We start from the raw sequence: 20164 nt of genomic DNA, 5'->3' as shown, positions 1-20164 counted from the left end.
CTTATACGGGCCTCGGCGATCACCGGCTACCGGGACCGGCGCCGTCGTGTTTGGATCACGTCCGGACGCTCGGACCTCACGAGGGTTCCGGGGCGCCGGACTGCGAGTGCTGAGCCGAGAAGACGAGTGCTGAGCCGGGAAGAACGGGAACACAATGGTCGTGTTGCACGCGGCGGTGGCGATCGCCGCCGTCATCGCTCTGATCCTGATCGTCAAGGTCGAGCCGGTCATCGCGCTCGTCGTCGGGTCGCTCTACCTCGGCCTGGCGTCGGGCCTCGGCTTCGAGAAGACGATCACAACCGTGGCCACGGGCTTCGGCGACATCATGGCCGAGGTCGGGCTGCTCATCGGGTTCGGCGTGCTGCTGGGCGGGTTGTTGCACGCGATGGGCGCGCTGCAGAAGGTCGTGGAGAAGCTGCTGCGGGCGCTGGGACCGCGGCGGCTGCCGTACGCGCTCGCCGTGGCCCTCAGCTCCGTGTTCCCCTCGATCTACGTCGACGTTCAGCTCGTGCTCGCCGCTCCGCTGGCCCGGTCCGCCGCACCCCATCTCGGCCGCAACGGCCTCGCGATGATGGCCGGATCGCTGACCGCGGGCATCCTCGTCGGGTACGTGTTCGTCGTGCCCGGACTCGGCACCATCTCCATCGCCGGCCTGCTCGACGTGCCGCTCGGCACGATGCTGCTCTACGGCTTCGTCCTCGGCCCGGTGACGGCGCTGCTGACCGTGTTCGTCTACGGCCGCATGCTGGCCCGGGGCTTCTGGAACGCCGAGAAGGACGAGGTCGAGTCCGCACCGGACGGTCGGGCGGGCGCCGAGGACGCGGGGGCGACCGACCACGTCTCCGGTGCCGCCCCGGACCCCGGTGCCGCCCCGAAGCCCGGTGGCGAGACGGGTGACGCGGCGCCGGCGGGTGGTGCGACCACCACCGCGGTGGCCCGGGAACGCGCCCTGCCTCCGCTGACCGTCTCGCTGCTGCCCATCGTCGTACCGCTGCTGCTCATCGCGACCGGTGCGATCACCAAGGCGGCAGGAGTCGAGTCCGATGTGCTCGCCTTCCTCGGTGACCCTGTCTTCGCGTTGTTCGCCGGCCTCGTCGGGGCCTATGTCCTCGCGCGCCGGGCACTCGGCGCCGAGACCCTCGGCGAGACCATGACGTCGGGTTTCAACTCCACCGGACAGATCCTGCTCGTGACCGGTGTGGGCGGGTCGCTCGGCGCCGTCATCGGTGAGACCAACCTCGACGACGTGCTGTCCGGCATGTTCTCGGCAGGCGCCGGGATTCCCGCCCTGGTGACGGTGCTGCTGGCGTGGCTCGTCGCCGCGGTGCTGCACCTCGCCATCGGTTCCATCGCGGTCGCCGGGATCGCCGCGGCCGGCATCCTGGCGCCGATCATGGGCAGCCTCGGCATTCCCGCGGAGGTGCTCGCGTTGGCGATCGGCTCGGGCGCGCTGTTCGCACTGCAGCTCAACAGCAACTTCTTCTGGATGTTCCAGACCCTGCTCGGAGTCACGACCCGCGGTGCGCTCAAGGCACTGACGTTCGTGACGTCGCTGGCGTCGGTGCTGTCGCTGGTGCTGGTCATGATCCTGAGCGTGGTCGTCTGAGGTGCCGCCGGGAGCCGGTGGCGAACAGCGAAAGGCACAGGTATGCAACCCCTCCGCGGTGTGACTGTCGTATCGCTCGAACAGGCGATCGCCGCTCCGTACGCGAGCAGGCAACTGGCGGATCTGGGCGCGCGGGTGATCAAAGTGGAGCGTCCCGGTGTCGGGGATTTCGCCCGTTCCTACGATTCGCGCGTGCGGGGGCTGAGCTCGCACTTCGTGTGGGTGAACCGGAACAAGGAGTCGCTCACCCTCGACATCAAGGATCCGCGCGGCATGGCGGTGTTGCGCAGGCTCCTCGACGGGGCGGACGTGTTCATCCAGAACCTGGCACCCGGCGCGGCGGAGCGGGCCGGACTCGGCGCGGAGGCACTGCGGGAGCGTGACCCCAGGATGATCGTGTGCGACGTCTCCGGGTACGGCTCGCCGGGGCCGTACGAGACGAGCAAGGCCTACGACCTGTTGGTGCAGAGCGAGGCGGGCCTGGTTTCGGTCACCGGTACGCCGGAGGAAGCGGCGAAGGTGGGGATCTCGGTGTCCGACATCGCCGCCGGCATGTACGCCTACAGCTCCGTGCTGGCGGCACTGCTGGAACGCGGCCGCACCGGCGTCGGCACGCACATCGACGTCTCGATGTTGGAGTCCACTGTGGAGTGGATGGGATTTCCGATGTACTACGCCTACGACGGTGCCGAGCCGCCGCCGCGGGCGGGCGCGGCGCACGCGACGATCTACCCCTACGGGCCGTTCACCGCGGGCGACGGCAAAGTCGTCATGATGGCCGTGCAGAACGAGCGCGAGTGGCGCTCGTTCTGCGAACGGTTCCTCGCGCGTCCGGAGTTGGCCGACCACCCGGACTACGCCACCAACGCCGACCGCAACGCGCACCGGGACGCGCTGGGCGGGATCGTCTCCGGCCGCTTCGCCGAGCTGTCGAGCGACGCCGTGATGGCGTTGTTGGACGAGATCCCGGTCGCCAACGCCCGGGTCAACACGGTGGATGAGGTGTGGCAGCACCCGCAGCTGGAGGCGCGCGGCCGGTGGCACGAGGTGACGACGCCCGCGGGCCCCGTGCGGGCGACCGCGCCGCCGGGCCTCACCGATCCCGCGCCGAGGATGGACCCGGTGCCCGCGCTCGGTGAGCACACGCGGCCGATCCTGGGCGAACTGGGCATGGCAGGCGACGAGATCGACGACCTGGTCGCCGACGGTGTGGCGTGACGGCCCGCCCGCGACGACGGGACCGCACGCGGGCACGGTGACAGGACTGGGCACGACCGGATCCGCGCCTGCGGACCGCCGTACGGCGGGTTGTCGTGCAGCGGATTGTGGTAGGGCGAGGCTTGTACGCCGGGTCGTGGGACCGGCAGGCGGTGTGGAGGACAATGATGAGCGACTCTGACGAGCAGACGGCGATCGAGGAGGCGGTGAGCTGGCTGTTCGTGCCGGCTTCCCGCCCCGACCGGTTCGGAAAGGCCATGGAGGCCGGTGCGGATGTGGTGGTGATCGACCTCGAGGACGCCGTCGGTCCCGGGGAGAAGGAGGCGGCCCGGGACGACATGGTGCGGCACTGGCCGGGCGGTGACCGGGTCGTCGTGGTGCGTGTCAACGATCTTCGCACCGAGCACGGTGACGCCGACCTGGCGGCTTGTCGGCGGCTCGGCCCGGACGCGGTGGTGCTGCCCAAGACCGAGAGCGCCGACGACGTCCGTGCGGCGGCGGAGCGATCGGGCGCGCCGGTACTGCCGCTGGTCGAGACCGCACGCGGCCTGGTGTCCGTCGCCGACATCACGGGCGCGGCCGACACCGTGCGGCTCCTGTTCGGCAGCGTCGACCTGGCGCTCGATCTCGGCGTGAGCGATGACGCCGCCCTCGACACCGCCCGCAGCGATCTCGTCCGATGGTCGGCGGCCCACGGGCTGCCGCAGCCGGTGGACGGCGTCAGCACCGCGATCCGGGACACCGGCGCGGTGAGCCGCTCCGCCGAGCGGGCACTCGCCTGGGGATTCGGCGGCAAGCTGTGCATCCACCCCACGCAGGTGCCCCTCGTGCACGCCGCGTTCGAACCCTCGGCCGACCAGCTGGAGTGGGCCGAACGAGTACTCGCCGTCGAGTCGGACGGCGCCGTCATGGTGGACGGTGAGATGATCGACCGGCCTGTCGTCGAACGTGCGCGGCGGATCGCGCGGCGGCGGCGACGGGACGGTAACTGAGGCGGTCGGCGACGGGGCGAACGTGGACATCGCGCACCTGCGGGACTTCATCGGCGTGGTGGAGGCGGGCAGCCTGTCCACGGCCGCGAGCCGCCTGCACGTGTCACAGCCCGCGCTGAGCCAGCGCATGACGCAGCTGGAGACCCGGTTGGGGGTGCAGCTGCTGGTTCGTGGCCCACGGGGCGTGCGCCCCACGCCCACCGGCACCGCGCTCTACCGGGACGCCCAGCAACTCGTGCGGCAGTTCGACCGGCTCGCCCACGACGTCGCCGACCAACGCGACCACGTGCACGGGCCGGTCGCGGTCGGCCTGCCCACCACGGTCGCCGCGCCGCTGGCCCCGGCCCTGTTCGGCTGGGTCAAGCACCACTACCCGGGGATCCACCTGCAGCTGTTCGAGTCGATGAGCGGCTACATCCACGAGTTGCTGTTGGCGGGCAGGCTCGACCTGGCCGCGGTGTTCCGCGAGGACGACGCGCCACGGGCCGGCGAGGTGCCGCTGTACTCGGAGGAGCTCTACCTGGTGGGCCAGCCCGAGCCGCGACCGCCGTCGGACCACGAGGTCGCCCTGGCCGACCTGCATGCCGTGCCGCTCGTCACCCCTGGTCCGAACAGTCACCTGCGCGCGCTGATCGACCGCACGTTCGCCGCCGCGGGGCTACGGCCCGCCGTTGTCGGAGACGTGGAGTCGCTCGGCACGATGTTGCGGATCGCGGCGGGTGGGCAGGCGTGCACGATCCTGCCGTTGTCGGTGGTCGCCGGCCACGGCAGAGCCGGAGAACACCGCGAAGCCGGAGAACACCGCGAAGCCGGAGCCCTCGGTGTCCGCCGCATCGTCGAACCGGGCCTGCGCCGGTACGTGGCCGTGCGGACCACGACCGAGTCCTACGAACCGCGGGAGGCGGTCGTGGCGGTGCGCCGCGGTGTCGTCGAGGTCACCGAGCGGCTCGCCGCGGAAGGGCAGTGGCCGGGTATCGGGTGAACACCGTGCGGATGCTCGCCGGGTGCCGTCGCTGCCCGGTGACCGGCGATCGGTCGTAGAGTCGCGGAAGACGCCGGTCGACCCGGCGTGGGTCGGCAGGTACGCAGGCCGACAGCCCTACCGTTCGACAACCTCGTGGCTCGACAACCCCACCGCTCGACAGCGGGATGCCGCCGGATGATCATGGTGGGAGTCGTCCGGTGCGCGGGGGCCGTGTGGCGGTGCCGGAGCGCGGGCGGGCTCGAGCCGACGACGGAGAGAACGGAGACTGCATGGATCTGGAGTTGTCCCCCGAGGACATCGAATTCCGCGACGGTGTGCGGGAGGTGTTCACGCGTGAGATTCCGGAGGACATCCGGAGGCGGAACGCGCTGAGCCGCACGACCCGCGACGACATCGTCGCGAGCCAGCGCATCCTCAACTCCCACGGCCTCGCGGTCCCGCACTGGCCCGTCGACTGGGGCGGCAAGCGCTGGACGCCGACGCAATCGCACATCTACGCCTCGGAACTTCAGCGCAATTCGGTTCCGCAGCCGCTGGCGTTCAACGTGAGCATGGTCGGCCCGATCATCGCCGAGTTCGGCAGCGAGGAGCAGAAACGGCAGTTCCTGCCCGCGACCGCGAACCTCGACATCTGGTGGTCGCAGGGCTTCTCCGAGCCCGAGGCCGGTTCCGACCTGGCCTCGCTGCGCACGACCGCGCGCCGCGAGGGCGACGTCTACGTCCTCAACGGCCAGAAGACCTGGACGACGCTCGGCCAGTACGGCGACTGGATGTTCGTGCTCGCCCGTACCGACCCCGACGCACCGCGTAAGCAGCAGGGCCTGTCGTTCCTGCTGCTCGACATGACCACGCCGGGTATCGAACGCCGCCCGATCACGCTCATCGACGGCAGCGAAGAGGTCAACGAGTTCTTCTTCGACAACGTGCGCGTGCCGGTCGAGAACCTCGTCGGCGAGGAGAACAAGGGCTGGAGTTACGCCAAGTTCCTGCTCGGCAACGAACGCAACGGCATCGCGCAGGTCGGCACGAGCCGGCGCGTCTTCGCCGACCTGGCCGAGGCGGCCGCAGGCATCCCGACCGAGAACGGCACGCTCGCCGACGACCCGCAGTTCCGCACGTCCATGCACGGCGCGAGAACGACGCTGCTGGCCCTCGAGGCCACGCAGCTGCGCGTGACGGGCGCGTCGGAGAACGGCCAGGCCAGCCCGGTGTCGTCGCTACTGAAGATGGAGGGCACGAAGGCGCTGCAGGAGTTGAGCAAGCTCCGCATGCGGGCCGCGGGTGACGACGGCATGCTGCTGCCCCCGGACGGCGACGCGGCCGAGTCGCTGCACTCCGACGAGGCCGCGACGATCGCCGCGGCGCAGTACCTCAACCAGCGCAAATTGTCGATCTTCGGTGGTTCCAACGAGATCCAGCGCGGCGTGATCGCCAAGACCATCCTCGGACTGTGAGAAGGGCGCATAGGCGATGAACCTGGAGTTCAACGAAGACCAGAAGCTGCTGTTCGAGACCGTCGACGCGGCCGTGGGACGCGGCTACCCGGCGGGCGCCCGCGGCGAGGCGACGAGCACCGAGCGCGGCTGGAACGACGACGTGTGGAACACACTGGCCGAGCTGGGGCTGACCGGGCTGACGATCGACGGCGACCACGGCGGCGTCGGCGCAGGGCCGGTCGAGGTGTACGCGACGCTGGAGGCGATGGGCAAGCACGCCGCGGCCGAACCGCTGCTGGACGGCGTGTTCCTGCCGTCGTGGCTGATCGCCGCGCTGGGCACCGGGGAGCAGGCCAAGCAGTTGCTGCCCGCCCTCGCCGAGGGCGCCACGACGATCGCCGTCGCCCACGCCGAGCCCGGCAGGCCGTGGGGAAGCGCGCCGTCAGTCGCGGCCGCCCACTCCGGCGACGGTTCGGTGGTCCTGTCCGGCGTGAAGTCACCGGTGCGTCACGCGGACCAGGCCTCGACGCTGCTGGTCACGGCCGTGGACGGGGACACCGCAGGCGTGTACGTGGTGGAGGCGGCCGCCGCGGGCATCACCCGTACCGACGGGCGCAGTGCAGACTGGAGCCGTGCCTCGCAGGTCGAGTTCGCGGGCACCCCCGCCACGCTGCTCGGCGCGACCGGCACCGACGCGACGGCCGCGCTGCAGGCCGCGGTCGCGCGGGCGCGTGTGGCTGTGCTGGCCGAGGCCGTCGGGCTGATGGAGTCCACGCTCGGCCACACCGTCGAATACCTCAAGAACCGCAAGCAGTTCGGCGTCCCGCTGGCGACGTTCCAGGCGCTCGTGCACCGCGCGTCCGACATGTACGCCCGTGTCGAACTGGCACGGTCGATGGCGCTGTGGGCCACGGCGACGGTCGAGGCGATCGACGGTGGTGCCGACGTCGACCTCCCCGCGATCGCCGACGACGCGTTCGTGTTCGTCGGTGACACCGCGACGGCGGTGGCCGAGGAGGCCGTGCAACTGCACGGCGGCATCGGCATGACCTACGAGGCCGAGGTCGCCCACCACGCCGCGCGGTTGACCGCGATCGCCGAGAGCTTCGGTGGGCTGGCGGCGGCCCGGCGCAGGGCGGTCGCCGCGGAGTCCGCTCTGCGCGCTCCCAGCGCCCTGCTCAACAACGCGTAGGGGCGGGTCTCGGTTCCGGCGGTCTGAAATCCGAGACTGTTCGTCGGGCTGACCTGTTCAGGCCGGCCCGGCGCGGTGCGACGCTGCCTGCCACCAAAGGAGGTGGCGGATGGCGACCGAACAGCGACACGGCGACGATCCGAACGGCCACGGCCGGGAAGGCCGCGGTACCGCGTGCGGCGGTACCGGCCTTCCGGGCCCCGGCGCCGACGTCCACGGCCGCGTTCCGATGTGGAAGTTCTTCGTCTACAGCGTCGCCGGCGCGTTCGTGTTCTTCGTGCCGGTGTCGATCGGTGGCGAGAGCTCGATCCTGCTGGACCACCTGGTCACCGCGGTCGAGGCCGCGGTCCCGGCAGCGCTGCCGTACCTGATGCTGGCCATCATCCTCGCCGGCGCGATACATCCCTTCGCATCCCGGACATGGAACCGGTCGGCGATGTCGGTGGTGTTCTCCATCGCCAAGGTCGCCGGCTTCGTCGTCGGCGCCATGCTGGTGTTCCACCTCGGCCCGGCCTGGCTGTTCGACGAGGACATGGGGCCGTTCCTGATGGACAGCCTCGTGATCCCGGTGGGACTGCTGGTACCGATCGGCGCGGTGTTCCTCGCACTGCTCGTCGGCTACGGCCTGCTCGAGTTCATCGGCGTACTGCTGCGCCCCGTCATGCGGCCGGTGTGGCGCACCCCGGGACGTTCGGCGATCGACGCGGTCGCCTCGTTCGTCGGCAGCTACTCACTGGGCCTGCTGATCACCGACCGGGTGTACCGGCAGGGCAAGTACACCGGCCGCGAGGCCGCGATCATCGCGACCGGATTCTCGACGGTGTCGGCGACGTTCATGGTGGTCGTGGCGTCCACTCTGGACCTGATGGGCAGCTGGAACACGTACTTCTGGACCACGTTGGTGATCACCTTCGTGGTGACGGCCGTGACCGTCCGGATCCCGCCCCTGTCACGGGTTCCCGACACCTGTGCCGACGGCGTGACCCCGCAGCCGGAACAGGACGCCGACGGCCGCCGGTTCGCGCTCGCCTGGCGGGAGGCGGGTGCCACGGTGGCCGCGGCACCGTCGCTGGGGCGCAACATCGCCGTCAACGTCGCCTCCGGCATGCGCATGACGATGGCGATCCTGCCGTCGATCCTCTCGATCGGCCTGCTGGGCCTCGTCCTCGCGACGTACACGCCGCTGTTCGACTGGCTCGGCTACCTCTTCTACCCGTTCGCGTGGATCGCGCAGGCCCCGGAGCCGCTGCTGATCGGCAAGGCGGCCGCCGTGGGCATCGCCGAGATGTTCCTGCCCGCACTGGTGGTCGCCGGGTCGACGGCGGTGGTCAAGTTCGTCGTGGCCGTCGTCTGTGTCTCGGAGATCGTGTTCTTCTCGGCTCTGGTCCCGTGCGTGCTGGCGACCGACATCCCGATCTCCGTGCCGCGGATGATCGTCATCTGGTTCCAGCGCGTGGCCCTGACGATCCTGCTGGCCACCCCGGTGGCGCTGCTGCTGCACTGACGCCGAGTGGCTGTTAATCGGAATTCGCGTCGCTTGACCAGGCTGTACTGCGGTGTCAGGGTGGAACGTGTTCCAATGAGCTGCTCATCGGGGTGCGGTTCCGAGGAGGCAACGTGGGTGCCGAAGTCGTCGTCGAAGGCCTGTCCAAGTCGTTCGGCAGGCAGCCGATCTGGCGGGACGTGACGCTCACGCTGCCGCCGGGGGAGGTGTCGGTCCTGCTCGGCCCGTCCGGCACCGGCAAGTCGGTGTTCCTGAAGTCGATGATCGGACTGCTGAAACCGGACCAGGGGTCCTGCACGGTCGACGGCACCGACATCGTGCGCTGTTCGGAGCGCAAGCTCTACGAGACGCGCAAGCTGTTCGGTGTGCTGTTCCAGGACGGTGCGCTGTTCGGGTCGATGAACCTCTACGACAACGTGGCGTTCCCGCTGCGCGAGCACACGAAGAAGTCGGAGACCGAGGTCCGCAGGATCGTGCTCGAGAAGCTCGAGCTGACCGGTCTGTCCGGCGCCGAGGACAAGCTGCCCGGCGAGATCTCCGGCGGCATGCGCAAGCGCGCGGGTCTCGCGCGGGCGCTCGTGCTGGACCCGGAGATCATCCTCTGCGACGAACCCGACTCCGGCCTCGACCCGGTACGTACCGCCTACATCTCGCAGCTGCTGGTGGACCTGAACGCGCAGATCGACGCGACGATCCTGATCGTCACGCACAACATCAACGTGGCGCGCACGGTGCCGGACAACATCGGCATGCTGTTCCGCAAGGAACTCGTCATGTTCGGCCCGCGCGAGGTCCTGCTGACCTCCGACGAACCGGTCGTCGAGCAGTTCCTCAACGGCCGCGTGCGCGGGCCCATCGGAATGAGCGAGGAGAAGGACTCGGCCCAGATCGCCCGTGAGGAGGCCCACGCCGCCGCGGGGCACCACGACGGCTCGGTCGACGACGTCCGCGGCGTCGTCGCACAGCTGCAGCCCACACCCGGCCTACCGGAACGGCAAGGGGCGATCCGGCGCAAGGACCGGGTGATGTCGCTCCTGCACACGTTGCCGCCCGAGGCGCAGTGGGGCATCACCGCGTCGCTGTCCGGGGAGGACCGGCTCCGGTACGGCGTCGACGGCGCCCACGGGGCCGGCACGGTCGCGGGCACCCCGCCGCGCTGAGCGTCCGCGACTTCGCCCCGCGTGATTCCGCCCCCGCGTGTTTCCGCCCCCGCGTGTTTCCGCGCCTCCGTGATTCAGCGGCTCTGTGATTCCGCGGCTGAGCGAGTGCGCGATTCCGGGCAGCGGGAGGCGATAGGTTGGAGGCGTGCAGACCGGTGAGACTTCCGCAGGTTCCGTGATCCGCTTCCGGGGCAGGGCGATGCGCCGGGACCGGCCGTTGGTCATGGCCATCGTGAACCGCACGCCCGACTCGTTCTACGACCGCGGTGCGACCTACGCGGCCGACGAGGCCGTCGCGGCGGCCGAGCGGGCGCTCGCCGACGGTGCGGACATCATCGACGTCGGCGGGGTGAAAGCGGGGCCGGGTGCGGACGTCGACATCGACGAGGAGACGCGGCGCGTGGTGCCGTTCGTGGCGCGCCTGAGGGAGCGGTTCCCGGAGGCGGTGATCAGCGTCGACACCTGGCGTCAGGAGGTCGGCAGGCTCGCGTGCGAGGAGGGCGCCGACCTGCTCAACGACACGTGGGCGGGCGCCGACCCCGGCCTCGCGGAGGTCGCGGCCGAGTACGGCGCCGGTTACGTCTGCTCGCACACCGGCGGGGCGGTACCGCGCACGCGGCCGCACCGGGTGAACTACCCCGACGTGGTGGCCGACGTGATCACCGAGGTGACCGACCGGGCCGAGGCGCTGGTCAAGATCGGCGTCCCCGCCGAGGGGCTCCTGATCGACCCCACGCACGACTTCGGCAAGAACACATGGCATTCGCTGACGCTCACCCGCGAGCTGGGACGGCTGGTCGACACCGGGTGGCCGGTGCTGGTGGCGCTGTCCAACAAGGACTTCGTCGGTGAGTCGCTCGACCTGCCGGTCGATCAGCGCCTGTACGGCACGCTCGCCGCCACGGCCGTGTGTGCGTGGCAGGGCGCGGCGGTGTTCCGTGCGCACAACGTGGCCGAGACGTGCCAGGCGCTCGACATGGTGTCGGTGATCCGGGGGACGAGGCCACCCGCTCACGTGATTCGCGGCCTGGTGTGATCGTGCGGAGCTGACGCAGCCCCGCACGAGGGGTACGATCTTCGGGTAAGCGACGAGGCCGAGTGGAGGATTGTCCATGGGTGTGAGCGATTGGATCCGGTCCTGGCCGGTCTATCGCCAGCTCACGGGTGCCGACCGGCTCGGCAGGGGCGACGCCGCGGCGTCGCCGCAGTCCCGCGAGCGCGAACCGCGTACCGCCGACGCCGACCGGGTGACGGCGTCCGTCTGCCCGTACTGCGCGGTCGGCTGCTCCCAGAACGTCTACGTCGGCAGTGACGACGGCGGTGAGCGGGTCCTGCAGATCGAGGGCAACCCGGACAGTCCGATCTCACGGGGGCGGTTGTGCCCGAAGGGGTCGGCCAGCAAGCAGCTCGTCACCGGTGACCACCGTGAGGAGCGAGTGCTGTACCGGGCGCCGTACGGCACGGAGTGGCAGGAGTTGGACCTGCCGACGGCGCTGGACATGCTCGCCGACCGCGTGCTCGACGCCCGCCGCAAGGGCTGGCAGGACACCGACGCCGACGGCAAGCCGCTCCGGCGGACGCAGGGCATCGCCAGCCTGGGAGGGGCGACCCTCGACAACGAAGAGAACTACCTGATCAAGAAGCTCTTCACGGCGCTCGGCGCGGTGCAGATCGAGAACCAGGCGCGTATTTGACACTCCGCCACGGTTCCCGGTCTGGGAGCCTCCTTCGGTCGCGGTGGCGCGACGGACTATCAGCAGGACCTGGCCAACGCCGACTGCATCGTCATCATGGGCTCGAACATGGCCGAAGCCCATCCGGTGGGTTTCCAGTGGGTCATGGAGGCGAAGGCGCGCGGCGCCAAGGTGCTGCACATCGACCCGCGGTTCACGCGGACGAGCGCGCTCGCGGACAAGCACGTCCCGCTGCGGGCGGGTTCGGACATCGCGTTCCTCGGCGGGGTGATCAACCACATCCTGTCGAACGACCTGGACTTCCGGGAGTACGTGCGCGCCTACACGAACGCGTCGTTCCTCGTCGGTGAGGAGTTCGTCGACACGGAGGACCTCGACGGACTGTTCTCGGGTTACGACCCGGAGACGGGCACGTACGACACGTCGACGTGGCAGTACGAGAACGGCTTCCCCGAGGACTCGGTCGAGAGCGAGCGGCACCGGGAACAGTCCGCGGGCGAGCAGCACGGGTCGGGCGGGCCGAAGCTCGAGAGCGGCACCGGCATCGCGACGGACCAGACGCTCGAGCACCCGCGCTGTGTCTTCCAGATCCTGAAACGCCACTTCTCCCGGTACACGCCGGAGATGGTGGAGCGCATCTGCGGCGTCTCCCGCGAGGACTTCCTCGAAGTGTGCCGGGCATGGACGAGCGCGTCCGGACGGGAACACACCGCGGCGCTGGTCTACAGCGTCGGCTGGACGCAGCACTCGATGGGCGCCCAGTACATCCGCGCGGGCGCGATCATCCAGTTGCTGCTCGGCAACATCGGCAGGCCCGGCGGGGGAGTGCTGGCACTGCGCGGGCACGCGAGCATCCAGGGCTCGACCGACATCCCGACGCTTTACAACCTGCTGCCCGGTTACCTGCCGATGCCCGACGCGCGGCACGCCGACAAGCGGGACTACGTCGAGTCGATCCGCGGCACGCACCAGAAGGGCTACTGGCACAACGCCGACGACTACATCGTCTCGCTGCTCAAGGAGTACTGGGGCGAGGCGGCCACGGAGGAGAACGACTACCGGTTCGACTACCTGCCGCGCATCGACGGCGACCACGGCACGTATCGCACCGTGATGGACATGATCGACGGGAAGGTGTTCGGCTACTTCCTGCTCGGTCAGAATCCCGCGGTCGGCTCCGCGCACGGCCGGTTGCAGCGGCTCGGCATGGCCAACCTCGACTGGCTCGTCGTGCGTGACCTGACGATGATCGAGAGCGCCGAGTTCTGGCGCAACGCGCCGGAGATCGAGACCGGCGAGATCACCGCCGAGCAGTGCCGCACCGAGGTGTTCTTCTTCCCTGCTGCCTCGCACGTGGAGAAGGAGGGCACGTTCACCCAGACCCAGCGGATGCTGCAGTGGCGCGACCGTGCTCTCGAGCCGCGCGGTGATCAGCGTTCCGAGTTGTGGTTCATCTACCACCTGGGTCGGATCCTGCGGCGCAAGCTGGCCACCTCGACCGACGAGCGGGACCGGCCGTTGCTGGACCTGGCGTGGGACTACCGCACCGAGGGCGACGGCGAGTTCCCCGAACCCTCGGCCGACGACGTGCTGCGCCGCATCAACGGGGTGGACCTGACGACGGGCGAACTCCTCGACAGCTACCAACAGCTCACGTCCGACGGCACGACCGCCGCGGGCTGCTGGATCTACAGCGGCGTCTACGCGGGCGGTGTCAACCACGCCCGCAACCGCACCGCGCGGACCGAGCAGGACGAGACGGCGCTCGAATGGGGCTGGGCGTGGCCCGCCAACCGGCGGGTGCTCTACAACCGCGCCTCCGCCGACCCGCAGGGCAGGCCGTGGAGCGAGCGCAAGAAGCTCGTCTGGTGGGACGCCGAGCGCGGCGAGTGGACCGGCCACGACGTGCCGGACTTCCCGAAGACCACGCCGCCCGAGTTCGAACCCGAGTACGGCGAGGCGGGTCCGGGTGCGCTCGCCGGGGACGATCCGTTCATCATGCAGGCCGACGGCAAGGCGTGGCTGTTCGCGCCGAGCGGCGTCGTCGACGGCCCGCTACCCACGCATTACGAACCGCACGAGTCGCCGATGCCGAACCTGCTCTACGGCCAGCAGGGCAGTCCGGCGCGCAAGGTGTACGGGCGCGAGGACAACCCGTCGAACCCGGCGCCTCCGGAGGGCGGCGGTGACGTGTTCCCGTTCGTGTTCACCGCGGCCCGGCTGACCGAACACCACACGGCCGGCGGTATGAGCAGGCAGTTGGCGTACCTGTCGGAGCTGCAGCCCGCGCTGTTCGTGGAGGTCTCGCCGCAGCTGGCGGCCGAGCGCGGGCTGGAGAACCTCGACTGGGCCCACGTGGTCACGAGCCGCGCGGCCGTCGACGCGCGGGTGCTCGTCACCGAGCGCATGCGGCCGTTGCGGCTCGACGGCCGGGTGGTGCACCAGGTGTGGATGCCGTACCACTGGGGGCCGAGCGGCAAGGTCGACGGCGACGTCGTCAACGATCTGCTCGGCGTGGTCCTGGATCCGAACACGATGATCCAGGAGAGCAAGGTCGCCACGTGCGACATCCGTCCCGGCAGGCGGCCACGGGGATGCGAGCTGTTGGAGTACCTGGCGGAGTACCGCAGGCGTGCCGGGGTGACGGTGGAGACCGGCACGCACGTGGTGACGGCGCACACGACCGCGTCGGATGCTGCGGCGACTTCGGACACGACGGCGCCGGGGAGTACCGGATCGCACACGACAGCACAGGGCACGACCGATCGGGAGGAGGACGCATGACCGTCTCGCGGGAGAGCTTCTACGGGCCGCTGGACGACGTCTCGGGTGATGCCGGGTACACCGAGCACCCGGAGCGGGTCGGATTCTTCACCGACACGTCGGTGTGCATCGGCTGCAAGGCGTGCGAGGTGGCGTGCAAGGAGTGGAACCTCCTCCCGGACGACGGCTTCGACCTGCTCGGCATGTCCTTCGACAACACGGGCGAGTTGAGCGCGAACTCGTGGCGGCACGTGGCCTTCATCGAACAGCCCGCGCCTCCGCGCGAGTCGGCCCCGGCGCGCGAGGCGGACGCGGTCGACCTCGGACTCCCGTCGTTCGACCTGCCCGGAGCCGGGACGGGCGAGGAGACGCGAACCGACTTCCGGTGGCTGATGAGCTCCGACGTGTGCAAACACTGCACGCACGCCGGCTGTCTCGACGTCTGCCCGACCGGCGCGCTGTTCCGCACCGAGTTCGGGACGGTCGTCGTGCAGGACGACATCTGCAACGGCTGCGGGTACTGCGTGTCGGGCTGTCCCTACGGCGTGATCGACCGTCGGGAGGACGACGGCAGGGCGTGGAAGTGCACCATGTGCTACGACCGGCTGGGCGACGGCTTGGAGCCGGCCTGCGCCAAGGCCTGTCCGACCGACTCGATCCAGTTCGGACCGTTGGACGAACTGCGGGAGCGGGCGCGCGAGCGGGTGGCGACGTTGCACGATCGCGGCATCACCGAGGCGCGGCTGTACGGCGAGGACCCGAACGACGGCGTCGGTGGCGACGGGGCGTTCTTCCTGCTGCTGGACGAGCCCGAGGTGTACGGACTGCCTCCCGACCCGGTGGTGCCGACGCGGGACGCCGGGTCGATGTGGGCGCGTGCGGGCGTGGCCGCTGCGGCGTTCGCCGCGACGGCCGTGTCCGTCTTCTTCGGACGGAGCCGCCGATGAGCCGGTCGCTGGGCCGCATGAGCGCCGACGCAGCGCAACAGCGAACCGCGCCCGCCGCGGCGTCGGATGCAGCCTCCGACGGGGATTTCCGCTCCTACTACGGCAGGCGGGTGCTGAAGGAGCCGGTATGGGAGTGGCTCGTGCCCGCGTACCTGTTCACGGGTGGATTGTCGGCGGCGTGCGCCGAGCTCGCCGCGGGGGCCGACCTGACGCGGCGGCCGCGGCTGCGCAAGGCCACGCGCCTCGGTGCGCTGGGCGGTCTCGGCGCGAGCACGTACCTGCTGATCGCCGATCTGGGCAGGCCCGAACGCTTCCATCACATGCTGCGCGTGGCGAAGCCGAGCTCCCCGATGAGCGTCGGCACGTGGCTGCTCGTGGCCTACGGTCCGGGTGTCGGCGCCGCGGCGGTGGCGGAGGTTCTACCGTCCCGGCTGCGGCGGACGTGGCTCGGAAAACTGCTGGGCGCGTTGGCCCGCCCGGCCGGTCTGGCGTCGGCCGCGCTGGCGCCGGGCGTGGCGTCGTACACGGCTGTGCTGCTGTCGCACACGGCGGTGCCCGCCTGGAACGAGGCCCGGGACCGGCTGCCCTTCGTGTTCGCCGGCTCGGCCGCGGCGGCAGGCGGCGGGTTCGGCATGGTCTGCGCACCCGTCGACGAGGCGGAACCCGCGCGGAGACTGGCCGCGGTCGGCGCCGTCACCGAACTGGTCACGTCCCGCCAGCTGGACGAGCGGCTCGGCATCGTCAGCGAGGCCTACCGGACGGGCAAGGCGCACCGATTGCGGCAGTGGTCGGAGTATCTGACCGCGGGTGGAGCGCTGGCCAGTCTGCTCGCCGGCCGGAGCCGTACGGCGGGGGTCGTCTCGGGGTTGGCGTTGCTCGCGGGGAGCGCGTTGCAGCGGTTCGGGATCTTCGAGGCCGGTGTCGAATCGACCCGGGACCCGAAGTACGTCGTCGTGCCGCAGCGGCGGCGCGTCGACCGCGGCGAACAGGCCTGACGGGCCGCGGGCTGCGCTTCTGCCGACACCGACGGTCTCGGCCACCGATCGCCGGGTAGGCGAGACCGTTGGTACCGTCAACCCATGCGTGTACACACCGGACGCCGTCGGAACGACGAGGCCAGGGCGGCGATCCTGACGGCGGCCACCGATCTGCTGGCCGCGGGCGAGCCCGTGACGCTCGGGGCGATCGCGGGTCGGGCGCAGGTCGGCAAGCAGACGATCTACCGCTGGTGGCCGTCGAAAGGTGCGGTCGTGCTCGAGGCGATGACCGAACGGGCGCGGAGTCTCGCTCCGACGACGTCGACCGGGTACCTGGAAGGCGACCTCGAGGCGTTCATCGCGGCCACGTTCGCCGCCGCGGGCACGCCCGAGTACACCGCCACCCTACGAGGGATCGTGTCCGAGGCGCTGAGGGACGAGCACGCCGCGGCGGTGCTGGCCGAATTCACCGCCGACCGGCGGGAGCAGCTGTACCTGATCATCGAGCGATGGCTGCCCGACGTGGCGGCGGATCTCGCCGTCGACCAGGTCTACGGCGTGCTCTGGTACCGGCTCCTGATCGGCCACGCCGAGGTCGACGAGGCCACGGGCAGGCAGTTGGCCGCCACCATCGCGGCGCAACTCCGCGCCGCCCCCTGAGTGCGAGGTGGTGTGGGCGGTTCTCGACTCGCGGAGCGGATCGGCAGACTGGCAGAGAAACCGGTCGGTGGAACTCCGTTTAGTCGTGCGTTTCGCAAAAGCGGAGGACGTTCCCGAAAGAGTCGGTGATTTCGATCGTGGCCCCGCCGGGAGCGTCGTGGTCGATGCCGGGGTTGAGCCGTGGGTGCGATCGCCTGGAGATGTCGGCAAGGAAGGTGGCGGCGTTGGCTATGGGCACCCAGACTACGGTTCCCGGTATACCGTCACCGTGATGTTCGGAGAGGTCGAGGATCGTCTCGTCACGTCGTATTCGCAGGTACGAAGGCATACCTGGTTCGAGACGGAGTTCCCACTCGACATTGAAGCCCAGATAGTTCAGATAGAATTCCCTTGCCAGGGTCTCGTCGAGGATGCGCAGCACCGGGACTGGTGACCCCGTACCAGGGTTGACTGTGGATAGCCGTGCTGATGCCGTGTTCCAGTCGGTGAATCCGAGTTGTTGCGAGACGATCTCCAGTGCGCGGCTATGGCTGATGGTTGCTTCGGTCGCGGTCAGATTGTGTTGCAGTGTTCGCGCGGCCATCTTGGCGTCGTTCAGCGTGAAGTACATACGTTCGTCGCCATCTCCGTGCCGTCAGCGTGGTCGGTGTCCGCGTTGGAGTTCCACGAATCGTCGGAAAGTCTCACGAGTCGATCAGCACGGCCGACGAATGGGCGGGCAATGTGAGGTAGCCGTCGTGTACGGCGTAACTGACCGGCGTGCCTTCAGGGTTCGATGCTTCGACGGAATGGAGCGTGGAGGTTCCGTCCCAGCCCGCGATCTGAAGATCGATCGGATGGTCGCGCTTGTTGACCAGTACGAGTAGTCGCCGGTCGGTTGCGGTCTCGACTGCCTGCGCGTGCACGCGTGCGTCGGGGTAGCCGGGAAAGCCTGCTGTGGTCGGTACGAGCCGGTCGCCGGGCTTGACGTGATCGACCATGAGCTTGAGCGCGTGGTAGCGAGCGTTTGGTTCGCCGCTGTCCCAATCGACAAGGGAGACTCCTGGAATCATCTCGGGATACCCGGCGAACTCCGCGATCCCGACAAGATCGACCGCCTCCGTCAGGCATCGAGCCCATAGGTAGGTCTGGACGGTGGCGCTGAGCGCCCAGTAATCCTCGGGGATCTCCGGAGCCGGGTTCATCAGATCCGGAGGATAGGTGCCGACCTCGTTGACGAGCAGTCTCGTCTCAGGGGACAGCCGGCGCGCGATGGAGGAGATCAGCCGCAGCTGGTCGAGAAACCCGTCGGCCTGAGCGAAGAACGTCGATGCCCACGTCTGTGGCGGCGGGTTACCCTCCGAGCTGAAGGGGTTCACGATGTCGGGCGCACCATAGAAGTGGATCGAGACCGCGTCGAGCGGGGTGCCCGGCGCGTGGTTGGCGGGATCAAGGAAGTGCCAAAAGTACTCCGGGTTGTGGTGCACGTGGCTGAGGGAGAGCCCGATGAAGCGCATTTCGGGATCGAGGGGACGGAGCCGCGCGACGATGGCGTCGTACAGGCGTGTGTACAGCTCGGGGCTCATGGGTCTCAGGTCAGGCTCGCAGAGCACCTCCCAGTAGGCGAACCGGTAGTGGTGGCCGGATTCGTGCCAAGCGCCGTGCTCGTCGTGGAAGCCGCCGGCGATGAACCAACTGGCGAGGCGGTAGAAGTAGTCGGCGACCTCGGCGAGGGTTTCGTCGCGGAAGACCGTGCCCTGTTCGTAATTCCAGTGGATCTCATAGGGGTCGTCACCGATCGAGACTTCGTCGCTGCCGACGAACATCCAATGCGGGATCGTGGCGAAGTTCGCCACCACGGGCCGGCCCTGCGCGGCGTCGACGAAATCCTCGACGTAGGGGTCGAGCCGGCTGAAGTCCCACGAGGTGGCCGTGTCCGTCGGCTCCTCGAGCGCCGGCACGGAGACGTGTGGGTGCGAGAACCACGGGAGAAAGCGCGCGTAGTCGACCCGGAGGTCGCTGAGTGCGGCGAAAGCGCGGTCGTGCGCGGGTGCGCCGCGCTCGAGGGGCGGCGCGGTCCAGGCGTGCGTCGTGAGGACTGTGCGCACCGCGCGGCCTTCGGCGGACCAGTCGGGCGAAACGGGGATCGTGGGCAGCGAAGCGTGGGGGGTGAGCTTTGTGGTCTCGGACATGTTTTCTCCTGTGTTCGAGAATATGACGCACTCATTGGGTTACGGACTTCTAATATTCATGTGAAGATTATGGACTGGGAAAAGGTCTGAGAAGATCCGGCGAAAAAGGCCACCCGGACCACAGGTCCAAGTAGGTCACGAAGATCGACGCGACGTAACAGCCGCTCGCGACTCGTGGCAGGAGTATGAATCGTGGATAGTCGACTCAGCGCGTGATCTCGCCGCTGTTCGTGTCGGCAGCGATAGCCGACACCTCGCTCCAGACGATGTCGAGTGCCCAGGTGGTATCGGCCTCGACGGGCTGATGAAACAGGTGGAATGCGAGCCCGTCGATCAGTGCGTGAAGTCGGTGCGCCCGTGAGGCCACAGCCGGCGTTCCGGACTGTCCTGTCAGGATCTCGACGAGGCGGACGCAGAGTTTGGCGAGCTGGTGATGTGCGTCGAGGCGTACCTGCAGCAGTCCCGGCACTGCGGCACGCTCGGCGAGGAGTGCGAGATTCACCTCGTATTCGGCTCGGCTGTCCGGGTCGAGGGGAAGGACGTTCTTGATTTTCGCGACCACATACTCGCGTGAGTCATCGTGGGGCGTAGCGGTGAGAAGCCGCTCAGTAACGCGCTCCATCATGAGCTCGGCGGAGAACTGCACGAGTTCCGAGCGCGTCGGGAAGACGTGCCTGAGCGAACCGACGACGACACCCGCATGTTCGGCGACCGTACGAACCGAAACCGCCGAGATGCCCTGGTCGAGGATCACCTGCCACACCGCCTCCGCGAGCTGAGCCTTACGTGCGTCCCTGTCCATCGTTCGCGGCATGGACACATACTAGCACGGTCGTGCTACGCTGCTGTCAAAGATAGA

Annotated in this window: 16 protein-coding genes; 13 read left to right on the top strand and 3 right to left on the bottom strand. The window is 69.3% G+C overall.

Features of this window, described 5'->3' with window-relative positions; translation table 11 throughout:
* Positions 1-154 precede the first annotated feature (154 nt).
* From FHS23_RS12025 to FHS23_RS11965, 13 genes are all read left to right on the top strand, one after another.
* Complete coding sequence (locus tag FHS23_RS12025) at positions 155-1606, top strand: GntP family permease (protein ID WP_183653262.1); 1452 nt, start codon at positions 155-157, stop codon at positions 1604-1606.
* Positions 1607-1648: 42 nt separating this feature from the next.
* Positions 1649-2824, top strand: a complete 1176-nt coding sequence (locus FHS23_RS12020; protein ID WP_183653258.1) for a CaiB/BaiF CoA transferase family protein — start codon at positions 1649-1651, stop codon at positions 2822-2824.
* 167 nt (positions 2825-2991) lie between these two features.
* The gene (locus tag FHS23_RS12015) at positions 2992-3816 is read left to right on the top strand and encodes an HpcH/HpaI aldolase/citrate lyase family protein (protein WP_183653255.1); all 825 of its coding nucleotides are present in this window, start codon (positions 2992-2994) and stop codon (positions 3814-3816) included.
* Positions 3817-3838: 22 nt separating this feature from the next.
* Positions 3839-4798 (top strand): LysR substrate-binding domain-containing protein, encoded by a 960-nt coding sequence (locus tag FHS23_RS12010; protein ID WP_183653252.1) that lies wholly within the window; start codon positions 3839-3841, stop codon positions 4796-4798.
* Positions 4799-5070: 272 nt separating this feature from the next.
* The gene (locus FHS23_RS12005; protein ID WP_183653248.1) at positions 5071-6255 is read left to right on the top strand and encodes an acyl-CoA dehydrogenase family protein; all 1185 of its coding nucleotides are present in this window, start codon (positions 5071-5073) and stop codon (positions 6253-6255) included.
* A 16-nt stretch (positions 6256-6271) separates the two neighbouring features.
* Entirely contained in the window at positions 6272-7429 is a 1158-nt protein-coding gene (locus tag FHS23_RS12000; RefSeq protein WP_183653245.1) for an acyl-CoA dehydrogenase family protein, read from the top strand.
* Between the two features lie 109 nt (positions 7430-7538).
* Positions 7539-8933, top strand: coding sequence for a YjiH family protein (locus FHS23_RS11995; RefSeq protein ID WP_221219340.1), 1395 nt, complete (start codon positions 7539-7541; stop codon positions 8931-8933).
* 113 nt (positions 8934-9046) lie between these two features.
* Positions 9047-10093, top strand: a complete 1047-nt coding sequence (locus FHS23_RS11990; RefSeq protein WP_183653242.1) for an ATP-binding cassette domain-containing protein — start codon at positions 9047-9049, stop codon at positions 10091-10093.
* Positions 10094-10292: 199 nt separating this feature from the next.
* The gene (folP, locus tag FHS23_RS11985; RefSeq protein WP_183653918.1) at positions 10293-11129 is read left to right on the top strand and encodes a dihydropteroate synthase; all 837 of its coding nucleotides are present in this window, start codon (positions 10293-10295) and stop codon (positions 11127-11129) included.
* 76 nt (positions 11130-11205) lie between these two features.
* Positions 11206-14571 (top strand): formate dehydrogenase, encoded by a 3366-nt coding sequence (gene fdh / locus FHS23_RS11980; RefSeq protein WP_183653239.1) that lies wholly within the window; start codon positions 11206-11208, stop codon positions 14569-14571.
* A complete protein-coding gene (locus tag FHS23_RS11975) occupies positions 14568-15497 on the top strand; it encodes a 4Fe-4S dicluster domain-containing protein (protein ID WP_183653236.1) in 930 nt (309 codons plus the stop codon). Before fdh ends, FHS23_RS11975 begins: the two co-directional genes overlap by 4 nt.
* Complete coding sequence (nrfD, locus tag FHS23_RS11970; protein ID WP_221219339.1) at positions 15494-16492, top strand: NrfD/PsrC family molybdoenzyme membrane anchor subunit; 999 nt, start codon at positions 15494-15496, stop codon at positions 16490-16492. The genes FHS23_RS11975 and nrfD overlap by 4 nt, the downstream gene beginning before the upstream one ends.
* Positions 16493-16576: 84 nt before the next feature.
* Positions 16577-17134: a TetR/AcrR family transcriptional regulator gene (locus tag FHS23_RS11965; RefSeq protein ID WP_183653233.1), complete on the top strand. Its 558-nt coding sequence runs from the start codon at positions 16577-16579 to the stop codon at positions 17132-17134.
* A 79-nt stretch (positions 17135-17213) separates the two neighbouring features.
* Here FHS23_RS11965 and FHS23_RS11960 read toward each other — a convergent pair whose 3' ends face one another.
* From FHS23_RS11960 to FHS23_RS11950, 3 genes are all read right to left on the bottom strand, one after another.
* Positions 17214-17744 carry a glyoxalase superfamily protein gene (locus tag FHS23_RS11960; RefSeq protein ID WP_183653228.1) on the bottom strand — a complete coding sequence of 177 codons (531 nt, stop codon included), beginning with the start codon at positions 17742-17744 and terminating at the stop codon, positions 17214-17216.
* Between the two features lie 73 nt (positions 17745-17817).
* Positions 17818-19305, bottom strand: coding sequence for a hypothetical protein (locus FHS23_RS11955; RefSeq protein ID WP_183653225.1), 1488 nt, complete (start codon positions 19303-19305; stop codon positions 17818-17820).
* Positions 19306-19510: 205 nt separating this feature from the next.
* The gene (locus tag FHS23_RS11950) at positions 19511-20119 is read right to left on the bottom strand and encodes a TetR/AcrR family transcriptional regulator (RefSeq protein WP_183653222.1); all 609 of its coding nucleotides are present in this window, start codon (positions 20117-20119) and stop codon (positions 19511-19513) included.
* Positions 20120-20164: the final 45 nt, after the last annotated feature.

This window comes from Prauserella isguenensis, assembly GCF_014191605.1.
Lineage (GTDB): Bacteria > Actinomycetota > Actinomycetes > Mycobacteriales > Pseudonocardiaceae > Prauserella > Prauserella isguenensis.
The sequence above is the reverse complement of the archived record's forward strand: the minus strand, read 5'-3'. Positions and strand labels throughout refer to the sequence as shown.